At 71.0% G+C, this 11717-nt stretch carries 6 protein-coding genes; all 6 read left to right on the top strand.

Features of this window, described 5'->3' with window-relative positions:
• The 6 genes from HWX55_RS29135 (at position 1) to HWX55_RS29110 (ending at position 11651) form a co-directional block, all read left to right on the top strand.
• Positions 1-4989 carry a non-ribosomal peptide synthetase gene (locus HWX55_RS29135; protein ID WP_175978247.1) on the top strand — a complete coding sequence of 1663 codons (4989 nt, stop codon included), beginning with the start codon at positions 1-3 and terminating at the stop codon, positions 4987-4989.
• Complete coding sequence (locus HWX55_RS29130; protein WP_050012614.1) at positions 4979-6010, top strand: GNAT family N-acetyltransferase; 1032 nt, start codon at positions 4979-4981, stop codon at positions 6008-6010. Before HWX55_RS29135 ends, HWX55_RS29130 begins: the two co-directional genes overlap by 11 nt.
• A gap of 33 nt (positions 6011-6043) precedes the next feature.
• Positions 6044-7420 carry a lysine N(6)-hydroxylase/L-ornithine N(5)-oxygenase family protein gene (locus HWX55_RS29125; protein WP_175978246.1) on the top strand — a complete coding sequence of 459 codons (1377 nt, stop codon included), beginning with the start codon at positions 6044-6046 and terminating at the stop codon, positions 7418-7420.
• A gap of 22 nt (positions 7421-7442) precedes the next feature.
• On the top strand, positions 7443-9707 hold the full coding sequence (locus HWX55_RS29120) for a TonB-dependent siderophore receptor (RefSeq protein ID WP_175978245.1): 2265 nt from the start codon (positions 7443-7445) through the stop codon (positions 9705-9707).
• 88 nt (positions 9708-9795) lie between these two features.
• Positions 9796-10635, top strand: coding sequence for a formyltransferase family protein (locus tag HWX55_RS29115; RefSeq protein WP_124679753.1), 840 nt, complete (start codon positions 9796-9798; stop codon positions 10633-10635).
• A complete protein-coding gene (locus HWX55_RS29110) occupies positions 10635-11651 on the top strand; it encodes a GNAT family N-acetyltransferase (protein ID WP_175978244.1) in 1017 nt (338 codons plus the stop codon). Before HWX55_RS29115 ends, HWX55_RS29110 begins: the two co-directional genes overlap by 1 nt.
• The last annotated feature ends 66 nt before the right edge of the window (positions 11652-11717 follow it).

Here is an 11717-nt window from a genome sequence, read left to right as displayed (position 1 = left end):
ATGACGAAGGTTCAACCCGACTGGCTCGCGCTCGCGACGCGTTTCGCGCAACTGCCCGACGCGCAGCGCGCGGTCTTCATCGACAAGCTCGGCGCGGCCGGCATCGACTTCCGCGTGCTGCCGATCCCGCCGCGCACGCCGCGCAGCGATCGCGTGCCGGCGTCGTTCGCGCAGACGCGGCTGTGGCTGCACGCGCGGCTGATCGATGCGCCGGACGCGTATCACATCACCGAGCGCCTCGCGCTGACGGGGCCGCTCGACGTACACGCGCTGCGTCTTGCATGCGACGCGTTGATTGCGCGCCATGAGGCGCTGCGCACGACCTTCGACGAAGCGCAGGACGGCGTCGCGCAGACGATCCACGCACCGCTGCGCTGCCCGTGGCGCGAAACCGATCTCGAAGCGTTGCCGGACGCGCAGCGCGCGGCACGCGCCGAAGCCGTCGCGACGGCCGACGAAGCCGAACCGTTCGATCTCGGCACGGCGCCGCTCGTGCGCGCGCATCTGGTGCGCTTCGACGCGACGCATCACTGGCTCGCGCTGACCGTGCATCACATCGTGTCGGACGGCTGGTCGTCGGGCGTGATGCTGTTCGAGCTTGCGGCGTTCTATCGCGCGTATGCGTCGGGCGAACCGGTGACGCTCGCGCCGCTGCCGATTCAGTACGCCGACTACGCGCTGTGGCAGCGCCGGTGGCTCGATGCCGGCGAGCGCGACCGTCAGCTCGCGTTCTGGCGCGAACGGCTCGATCCGCAGCGCGGCGTGCTGACGCTGCCCGGCGCGACCGCGCGGCCGGCCCGTCGCAGTGCGCGCGGCGCGCGCCATGTGTTTTCGCTCGACGCGCGCGTCGCTGCGCAGTTGCGCGCGTTCGCGGCCGCGTCCGGCGCGACGCCGTTCGCGGTGCTGCTCGCCGCGCTCGATGCGCTGCTGGCGCGCGCGACCGGCGACGCGCGGATCTGCGTCGGCGTGCCGGCCGCGAACCGCGAGCGCGCGGAAGTCGCCGGCCTGATCGGCTTCTTCGTCAATACGCTCGCGATCGACGTCGACGTGCCCGCGCACGGCGATTTCTCGTCGCTGGTCGCGCGTACGCAGCGTGCGCTCGTCGATGCGCAGATGCACCAGGACGTGCCGTTCGAGCAGGTGGTCGACGCGCTCGGCGTGCCGCGCAGCGCGAGCCACCATCCGCTGTTCCAGGTGATGGCCGGGTATGGCGAACGCCGCGCGCTGCCGCCGCTCGGCTCGGCGTCGGCCGCGCTGCTGCCGTCGGGCACGCCGTCCGCGAAATTCGACCTGACGCTGTCCGTCGAAGCGACGCCGGACGGCACGTTCGACGCCGCCTTCATCTACGCGCTCGACCTGTTCGACGCGGATGCGATCGCACGGCTGGCCGCGCGCTTCGTCACGCTGCTGACCGATGCGCTCGCGCGCCCGGATCTGCCGATCGGCGATCTCGACTGGCTGCCCGCCGACGAACGCGCGCAGCTCTTCGCGTGGAACGCGCCGGCCGGCGCGACCGACGCCGAGCCGTTCGTGCCGGTGCACGTGCGCATCGCCGCGCATGCACACGCGCGGCCCGACGCACGCGGTGTCGCCGATATCGATCGCGCGTTGACGCGTGGCGAGGTCGATGCCCGTGCCGCACGTTTGGCGCGCCACCTGGTGGCGGCCGGCGTGCGGCCCGAGATGCGCGTCGGCGTCGCGCTGCAGCGCTCGGTCGACCTGCTCGTCGCGCTGATCGCGGTGCTGAAGTCGGGCGCCGCGTTCGTGCCGCTCGATCCGGCTCATCCGCGCGAACGGCTCGCGCAGATCGTCGGCGATGCGGCCATTGCGCACGTGCTGACCGACGCCGCGAGCGCCGCGTCGCTGCCCGACTTGCCTGAATTGCGCATCTGGCGCGCGGACGAAATCGCTGCGCTCGACGAAGCCGCGCACGTCGCGCTGCCGGACGTGCTGCCCGGTCATGCGGCGTATGCGATCTACACGTCGGGTTCGACCGGCAAGCCGAAGGGCGTGATCGTCGACCACGCGTCGTTCGCGCTGCATTGCGCGGCGATCGCCGAGCGCTACGGCGCGGGCGAGCACGACGTGTTCCTGCTGTTCCAGTCGGTCAATTTCGACGGCGCGCACGAAGGCTGGTTTTCGCAATACATGTCGGGCGCCGCCGTGTCGGTGACGGCCGACGTGCTGTGGCCGCCCGCGCAGACCTGCGCGATGATGATCCGCGACGGCGTGACGATGACCTACGTGCCGCCCGGCTGCGCGGCCCAGCTCGCCGAATGGGCGCTCGCGCACGGCGCGCCGCCGACGCTGCGTTCGCTGACCGTCGGCGGCGAGGCGACGTCGCGCGAGGCGTTCGCGATGCTGCGCCGCGCGCTGCCGAACGTGCGCGTGGTCAACGGCTACGGCCCGACCGAAACGGTCATCACGCCGACGCTGTGGATGTTCCGTCCCGGCGACGATCTCGCGAAGCTCGGCGACGCCGCGTATCTACCGATCGGCACGCTGGTCGGCGCGCGCACCGCGCACGTGCTCGATGCGCGGCTGCATCCGCTGCCGGTCGGCGTGATCGGCGAACTGTATCTGGGCGGCGAGGGCATTGGCGTCGCGCGCGGCTACCTCGACCGGCCGGCGCTGACGGCCGAGCGTTTCGTGCCCGATCCGTACGGCGCGCCGGGCGCCCGGCTGTACCGGACCGGCGATCTCGTGCGGCGCCGCGCGGACGGCGTGTTCGATTTCATCGGCCGCGTCGATCATCAGGTGAAGCTGCGCGGCCTGCGCATCGAACTCGGCGAAATCGAAGCGCAGCTCGCCGCGCACGACGCGGTGCGCGAAGCGTGCGCGGTCGTGCACGGGCAGGGCGCGCTCGCGCAGCTCGTCGCGTATGTCGAGTTGACCGCCGAAGCGCAGGCGGCCGCGCAGCCGGTCGAAGCCGCGACGCTCGATGCGCACCTGCGCCGCACGCTGCCCGACTACATGGTGCCCGCGCAACTGATCGTGCTCGACGCGCTGCCGCGCAACGCGAACAGCAAGGTCGACCGCGCGCGGTTGCCGGCGCCGGTGCGGGTCGAACGTGCGTACGAGGCACCGCACGACGGCGACGAAGCCGCGCTCGCGGCGATCTGGTGCGACGTGCTGAACCTCGAACGCGTGGGCCGCGGCGATCACTTCTTCGACCTCGGCGGCCATTCGCTTGCAGCCGTGCGCGTCGCGACGCGCGTGGCCGAGCGGCTCGGCCGCGACGTGCCGGTGCGTGCGCTGTTCGAGGCGCCCGTGCTCGCGCAATACGCGCGGCAGGTGGCCGATGCGCCGCGCGCCGCGCATTCCGGCGCCACGGCGCCGGGCGTCGCGGTGGCCAAACCGGACGCGCACGGCGTGTGGCCGCTGTCGCCCGCGCAGCTCGGCCTGTGGTTCCTGTGGCGCGCGCAGCCGGACAGCGCCGCGTACAACATTCCGGTCGCGCTGCGCGTGCGCGGCCCGCTCGACGTCGATGCGCTGCGCGCCGCGTTCGCGGATGCCGCCGCCGTGCATCCGGCGCTGCGCGCGCGGCTCGTCGTCCGCGACGGCGCGCTGCCGGGCCAGCGGATCGACGCAGACGTTGCCGTCGCTCTGCCGGTGATCGACCTGTCGGCGCAAGCCGATGCGCTGGCTCGCGCGACCGCGCTGACCGACGCGGATGCGCTCGCCCCGTTCGACCTCGCGGCCGACGCGCCGCTGTGGCGCGCCCGCGTGTTGCGGCTCGGTGCGGACGATCACGTGCTGTCGGTGACGATCCACCACATCGTGTCGGACGGCGAATCGATCGAGCTGTGGCTCGACGCGGTGCGCGCCCGCTATGTCGCCCGCGTGCAGCGCAGCGCCGTGCCGGCCGGTGAAGCCGTCGAACCGGCCGCGCAACCGCTCGTGCTGCCCGCACCGTGCCATCCGGCGCGCGTCGCGTACTGGCGCGATGCGCTCGCCGATCTGCCGTCGCACGTATTGCCGCAGCGCGCCGATGCGCCGGCCGTGCCGCAATGGCGCGCGGCCCGCATCGCGTTCGAGTTCGATGCGCCACTGATTCGCGCCGCGCGCGACGCCGCGTCGGCTTCGCACGCGACGCTGCCGATGCTGCTGCACGCAGCGCTCAATACCGCGCTGTTCCGCGCGACGGGCGCGGCCGACCAGCCGGTCGGCGTGCTCGCGTCGACGCGCGAACTCACGGGCGACGCGGCCCGCGCCGCGCTGGGCCTGTTCATCAACTCGGTCGTCGTGCGCACGCGGATCGACCCGGCCGCGCGCCGTGCGGACGTGCTCGCGCAAGTGCGCGACACCGCGCTTGCCGCATATGCGCATGCCGACGTGCCGTTCGCCGACGTCGTGGCAGCGCTGCGTGCGCCGCGCGCCGCGCAGGCCAATCCGCTGTTTCAGGTGATGTTCAACTATCTGCGCCCGACCGGCGCCGCCGCGCGCGACTGGGCCGGCCTGTCGCTGGCCGGATTCGACGACGTGCGCCATCGCGTCGTGTTCACGCTGGAGCTGGACGTCGTCGAGCATCCGGACGGCCGCGTGAGCGCCGCGTTCTCGTATGCGGACGAACTGCTCGCGCGCGATTTCGTCGAGACGCTCGTCGATCTGTATCACGACGAAGTCGCGCGGTTCGCCGGCGCGTCGGAGGCGGCGCTCGGCGCACCTGATAAGCACGCAGCCGCGCACGCTGCGTCCGGCGCACGTGCCGGCGCCGCAACCCGGCCCCATGCCATGCCGTCGCATGCGGCCGCCGCGCTCGCCGCGCTGTGGTCGGACACGTTCGCGACGGCCGCGCCCGAGCCCGATGCGAACCTGTTCGAAGCCGGCGCGACGTCGTTCGACGTCGTGCGCTTCGTCGACGCGGCCGGCCGTGCCGGCCATGCGCTGACGGTCGCCGACGTGTTCGCGGCGCCGACGCTCGCGGCGCTCGGCGCGCGGCTCGATGCGCAAGCCGAAACGGGACAGGAGGCGCGCCATGCTGGCTGAAGTGCGCCCGGACGGATTCACGATGCTCGATACCTACCGGCTCGCGTTCGCGGACGGCCTGTTCGCCGCGCGTGACGGCGCGGAGATCCGCGTCGCGCAGGGTGACGGCATTGGCGCGCAGTTGCTGCGCGCGCAGCTTGGCGACGACGGCGCGCTGCGCCTCGTCGCCTATAACCATCGCGCGGCGCCGGCCGATCAGCGGCGGGCGCTGCTGGCTGCACTCGCAGCGGCGTTTTCGGACAGCGCGCGCCACGCGGCGATTCGGCTCGACCCGGCCGCATGGCCGGCGGTCGCGCTCGACGCGCTGCGCGCGAGCGGCGTGCTGGCCGACGGCGGCCGCTGCCTGCGCGACGGCTGGGCGCAGCAGGCTGACCTGTGGCGCGTCGGCGCGGCGCTGCCGTGCGCGACGCTGCCGACGATCACCGACGGCCGGCGTCATCCGCGCCGGCCGCCCGCACCGCGCGGCGACGTCTATGCGCGCGACCTGCCCGCGCTCGGCGTGCGCTTCACGCTGCGCGGCTGGCAGCCGGCGGAAGACACCGAGCGGCTCGCGCGCTGGTTCGACGAGCCGCGCGTGCGCGACGGCTGGCCCGGCGCACAGCCCGCGCCACGCGGCGCGGAAGGTGCGCAGGAAACCGATCCGCACGTGACGCGGCTGGTCGGCTGTTTCGACGACGAGCCGTTCGCGTATTTCGAAGCGTTCTGGCTGAAGGAGGACGCGCTCGCGCCGCACGTCGCGGCGCGCGACTACGACCGCGGGCTGCGGATGCTGGTCGGCGAGCCGCGCTGGCGCGGCGCGCACCGCGTGGCCGGCTGGCTGCCGTCCGTCGTGCATTACCTGTTTCTCGACGACCTGCGTACCGAAGCGGTCGGCTGTGCCGTTCCGGCCGGCCACACGCGGGTTGCCGACCATCTCGCGCGGCATGGCTTCGCGCGGCAGCGCCGTCTCGCGCTGGCCGACGCGCAGCCGCTGTGGATGCGCACGCTGCGCGAGACGTTCTTCTCCGGCCGTCACGTCTGACGGGCCGGATTCACCGATAAAGGGAGCTGAGACATGCAGAGAGAAACCGTATTCGACCTGATCGGCGTCGGCTTCGGGCCGTCGAATCTGGCGCTGGCCGTGCGCCTCGCGGAGCGCGGCGGCGCGCACACGCTCGCCCATTGCTTCATCGAGCGCCAGCCGGAGTTCGGCTGGCATCGCGGGATGCTGCTCGACGACTGCCGGATGCAGATCTCGTTTCTGAAGGATCTCGTGACGATGCGCGATCCGAAAAGCCGCTACACGTTCATCAACTACCTGTTCGAACGCGGCCGGCTGAACGAATTCATCAACCTGAAGAACTTCTATCCGACCCGTGTCGAATTCCACGACTACCTGAGCTGGGTGGCCGACGCGTTCGACGATCGCGTCCATTACAGCGAGACCGTGCTCGGGATCGAACCCGTGCGCGGCGACGGCGCGAAGATCGACGCGCTGCGCGTGCTGTCGCGCGACGCGGCCGGCCACGAGCGCCAGCGCATCACGCGCGCGCTGTCGGTGGGCGTCGGCGGCACGCCGGCGATTCCCGATGCGTTCGCCGCGCTCGGCCGCGACCGCGTGATCCATTCGTCGACGTATCTGGCCGACATCGACCGGCTCGTCGCGTCGCCCGACGGCGAGCGCCGCCGCGTCGCGGTGATCGGCGCGGGGCAGAGCGCGGCCGAGGTGTTCATCGACCTCGCGCGCCGCTTCCCGCACGTCGACGCGAGCCTCGTGATGCGCGCGGGCGCGCTGAAGCCGGCCGACGACAGCCCGTTCGTCAACGAAATCTTCAGCCCCGAATTCACCGACGTCGTCTATGCGCAGCCGCACGACGCGCGCCGCGCGCTGCTCGAGCGCTATCGCGACACGAACTACGCGGTGGTCGACCGGCCGCTGATCGAGCAGATCTACGAAATGCTGTATCTGCAGCGCATCGACGGCACGCCGCGTCATGCGCTGCTCGCGAACAGCGCGATCGAGGCCGCGGTGCGCACCGCCGACGGCCGCATCGAGCTGACGCTGCGCGACCGGATGAGCGGCGCCACGCGCGTCGAGCGTTTCGACGCGCTCGTGCTCGCGACCGGCTACCGCCGCGACACGCATTCGGCGCTGCTCGAAGGGCTCGCGCCGCACCTGGGCGATGCGCTCACGCGCGGCGATGTCACGCGCGACTACCTGCTCGCGACGCCCGAGCACTTCGCGCCGCGCATCTACCTGCAAGGCTGCTGCGAAGACAGCCACGGCCTGTCCGACACGCTGCTGTCGGTACTGGCGCGCCGCGCCGACGAGATCTGCGCGTCGCTCGAGGACGGGATCGCACCCGCGCACGACGAAGGCGCGGCGCGGGCCACGCACGAAAAACGACCGAACAACGGGGTGAGCGCGGGCCGGATGGCTTTCGCTCTTTGACAAAGGCGCGGTCGGAGACCGCATGAAAAAAGTGGAGCAGAAGAAGATGGAGTGGGCAACAGGCACGCGTTTGCGTGCGATCGCAGCCGCGGCAAGCGTCGCGTTCGGTACGGCGGCGGCAGGGCACGCGTACGCGCAGACGGCGCCGGCCGTGAACGCGGGCGCCGCGGCGTCGGCCAGCACTGCGCAAAGCGGCGCGACGACGTCAACGTCGAGCAGCGCGCAGAACGGCACGCTGCCGGCGATCACCGTCAACGCGGCCTCGGCCGGCGACGGCACGGTCGGACTCGTCGCGAAGCGCAGCACGACCGGCACCAAGACCGACACGCCGCTCAACGAGATCCCGCAGACGATCAACGTCGTCACCGCGCAGCAGATCGAGATGACCGGCGCCACCGACGTGAACGCGGCGCTGCGCTACGTGCCGGGCTTCTCGTCGTACGGGTCGGACAACCGCTCCGACTGGTACGCTGCGCTGCGCGGCTTCACGCCGACCGCCTACGTGAACGGGCTGCAGGTGCCGAACACGATCAACCTCGCGAGCTGGCGCGTCGATCCGTACATGATCGACAGCATCAGCGTGCTGCGCGGGCCGACCTCGGTGCTGTACGGCGCGGGCGATCCCGGCGCGATCATCGACGTGCACACCAAGCTCGCCGACGGCGAGCGCGTGCGCGAGGCCGGCGTGCAGATCGGCAACTACGCGCGCAAGCAGTTCATGATCGACGTCGGCGACAAGCTCGATCCGGACGGCAAGTATGCGTACCGCTTCGTCGGCGTCGCGCGCGACGGCAACGCCATGACGGGCCCGAACAACGACCAGCGCGTCGCGCTCGCGCCGTCGTTCCGCTGGCGCCCGGACGCGGATACGTCGCTGACGCTGTCCGCGACCTACCTGCAGGACTGGGGCGACATCTCGTCGAACTTCCTGCCCGCGCAGGGCACGGTGCTGCCGAACCCGAACGGCCAGATCAACAAGGACATCTACGAAGGCGACGGCAGCTTCAACTACTACCGCAAGAAGCAGTGGTCGGTCGGCTACCAGTTCGAGCGCAACCTGACGCCGGCCTGGACGTTCCGCCAGAACACGCGGCTGATGCACCTGTCGCTCGACAACGGCTCGGTGTTCGGCAACGGCTTCGTCGACGGCAGCACGACCGACGTGTCGCGCTGGGCCGGCGTGTTCCAGATGAACTACAGCCGCTTCGACATCGACAACAACCTCGAGGGCCGCTTCGCGACGGGCCCGCTGCAGCACACGCTGCTGCTCGGCTTCCAGTACAACCGGCAGACCGCGACCGACAGCGAATGGCTGGCCGCCGCGCCGCCGCTGAACATCTACAACCCGGTGTACCAGCCGGTCACGACGGCGGTGTTTACGCCCGACGCGACGTTCCGCACCAACACGTACACGACGCTGAACACGTTCGGCCTGTACGCGCAGGACCAGATCAAGTGGAACCGCTGGACGCTGACGCTCGGCGGCCGCGAGGACTGGGTCAACATGCGGCAGGACGACCGCGCGGCCGGCACGTCGACGAAGGCCGACGTGACGGCGTTCACGGGCCGCGTCGGCCTCACGTACCAGGGCGATTACGGGCTGTCGCCGTACGTCAGCTACGCGACGTCGTTCAATCCGCTGATCGGCGTGAACCTGGTCGGCGGCGGACTGCCGCAGCCCACGCGCGGCAAGCAGATCGAAGCCGGCCTGCGCTGGCAGCCGCCCGGCAAGAACCTGATGCTGAACGCGGCGATCTACCAGATCAACCAGACCAACGTGCTCACGTCGGCGCTGCCGAGCCAGGACCCGACCGGCACGAAGTCGGTGCAGACGGGCGAAGTGCGTTCGCGCGGGATCGAGCTGAGCGCGACCGGCAAGGTCACGCGCAACCTGTCGGTGATCGCGTCGTACGTCTATCAGGACGTGAAGAACGTGCAGGCCAACGACGTTTCGCTGAACAACTGGCCGGTCGACATTCCGCGGCCGCGCCAGATGGCGTCGCTGTGGACCGACTGGACCTGGTACACGGGGCCGCTCGCCGGCTTCGGCCTCGGCGGCGGCATTCGCTACCAGAGCGCGTCGGCCGGTGCGGCCGACAACTCGCTGACGGTATCGAGCGTCACGCTGTTCGACGCGGGCCTGCATTACGACGTGCGCAACTGGCGCTTCGCGGTGAACGGGACGAACCTGTTCAACCGCCATTACATCAGCGGTTGCCAGTCGAACAACGTCTGCATCTTCGGGACCGACCGCACGGTGATCGCCACCGCGAAATACAACTGGTGACGTCGCGCGCCGCGGTTCGCCGGCCGGCCTTCGTAGCCGGGGCGGGCCGGCCGCGGCGCCTTCGTCCGCTTTTTTCCACGACGCCTCCATGCCGAAGAAAAATCTCGTCTACATCCAGTCGCTGCGCAACGGCGCCGCCGATCGCGCCGGCCAGCCGGTCGCTTATCGGGGCGGCACGCGCTACATGAAGGCGCCGCTCGAATTCCTCGTCGAGCGCCTGAACGATTCACCGCTCGGCGAACGCTACACGCTCCAGGGCGTGATCGTCGACGACGACGAAGGCTCGCCGGCCGACCGCGCGAAAGTGGCCGATTACGGCTTCGCGCGCACGCCGGGCCGCCCGTGGATCCTGCCGGAAGGGCTGACGGTGCAGGGCCGGCCGGTCGACGAACTGTTCTGTTCGATCCCGTCGACGTACCGGCGGTTGCCGCGCGACGCGCGCGAGCGCGTGGCCGGCAAACAGGCGTTCGAGCGGCGCCTGCTCGAGCGCCTGCTCGAACTCGACGCCGACGTCGTCGTGCTCGACGGGCTGCTCGTGATCCTCGACGAACTCGTGCGGCCGGGCGCGCGCTTTCACCGGCGCATCGCGAACATCCACCCGGGCATCACCGCCGACGATTCGCCGTACCAGCGGCGCGGCGCGTGGGCGACGCTCGACGCGCTGCATGGCGCGCGCGGCGAACGGGTCGACTGGGCCACCGGCGCGACGTCGTCCATCGAACCCGTGACGATGACGGGCGCGTCGTTCCACTACGTCGACAACGGTATCGATTCCGGCGAGGTGATCTGCGACGTGCTCGACACGCCGATCGCGCCGGACGACACGATTCTCGAACTGCGCTGGAACAACTTCCAGCGCAGCCTGTTTCCGGCGCTCGAGCGCGGGCTGCATGTGCTCGCCGATCGCCACGACGCGGGAGCATTGTGATGCAAGACACGCTGACGAAACCGGCCGGCGCCGCCGACGCCGTCGAAGGTGAAGTGGCCGCCGCGCTCGACGGTGCCGCGCACGGGCAGGCGGCGACGGTCGTCGAGCATGCGCTCGACGCATGGCGGCCCGACGACGCGCCCGACGCGCTGCTCCCGACGTTGGTGGCGCTGTTCAACACCGACACGCGGCACGACGCGGCGACGATCACGGTGCCGCTCGGCGGCGCCGATGCGGCGGCCGTGGCCTCGTACGTCGCGCGTGCGGTGCGCGAAGGCGTGATCGACGGCGCGCAGGTCGCGGGCGACGCGCTGCAGCTTACCGTGTCGCGCACGACGTTCTGGCAGAACCCGCGGCCGTGGCTGAAGGCGCCTGCGTCGGGCGGGATGCCGCTGCGCTACGCGATCACGAACGGCCATCGGCATCCGGTGCGGCCGCCGTCGCCGGCCGGCGAGATCTATGCGCGCGCCATGCCGCAGGTCGGCATGACGTTCAGCCTGCGCACCGTCGACATCGACGCACACGCGGATCTGTTCAGCCACTGGATGAACCTCGACCGCGTCGCGCATTTCTGGGACCAGCGCGGCACGCGCGACGAGCATGCGGCGTATCTCGCCGAACGGCTGGCCGATCCGCACATGCACCCGATGATCGGCTATTTCGACGACACGCCGTTCGGCTATTTCGAGTTCTACTGGGCGAAGGAGGACCGCCTCGCGCCGTTCTACGACGCGCACGACTACGATCGCGGGCTGCACCTGCTGATCGGCGACTCGCGGTTCCAGAGCGCCGGCAAGCTGCATGCGTGGTGGAGCGGGGTGCTGCACTACATGTTCGTCGACGAACCGCGTACGCAGCGGCTCGTCGGCGAGCCGCGCGTCGATCACGTGCGGCATATCGCGTACATGCATCGGCTCGGGTTCTACACGCTGAAGGAATTCGATTTCCCGCACAAGCGCGCGGCGCTCACGGTGATCGAGCGCGATACGTTCTTTGACACTTTCCGGTTGCCGTGACGAGGCGGGCGCGCGGCGTCGGTGCGACGGCCTGCGCGGCCTGGCGATGCGCATGCATCGGCCGTC

It is taken from the genome of Burkholderia sp. BCC1047 (genome assembly GCF_902833155.1).
Lineage (GTDB): Bacteria > Pseudomonadota > Gammaproteobacteria > Burkholderiales > Burkholderiaceae > Burkholderia > Burkholderia sola.
Note: the sequence above shows the minus strand (reverse complement) of the source record. Positions and strands in the feature narration are given on the sequence as shown.

Excerpts from the sequence above, each read along its gene's own strand:
- HWX55_RS29135 (WP_175978247.1), top strand. The coding sequence starts at position 1 with ATGACGAAGGTTCAACCCGACTGGCTCGCGCTCGCGACGCGTTTCGCG.
- HWX55_RS29130 (WP_050012614.1), top strand. The coding sequence starts at position 4,979 with ATGCTGGCTGAAGTGCGCCCGGACGGATTCACGATGCTCGATACCTAC.
- HWX55_RS29125 (WP_175978246.1), top strand. The coding sequence starts at position 6,044 with ATGCAGAGAGAAACCGTATTCGACCTGATCGGCGTCGGCTTCGGGCCG.
- HWX55_RS29120 (WP_175978245.1), top strand. The coding sequence starts at position 7,443 with ATGAAAAAAGTGGAGCAGAAGAAGATGGAGTGGGCAACAGGCACGCGT.
- HWX55_RS29115 (WP_124679753.1), top strand. The coding sequence starts at position 9,796 with ATGCCGAAGAAAAATCTCGTCTACATCCAGTCGCTGCGCAACGGCGCC.
- HWX55_RS29110 (WP_175978244.1), top strand. The coding sequence starts at position 10,635 with ATGCAAGACACGCTGACGAAACCGGCCGGCGCCGCCGACGCCGTCGAA.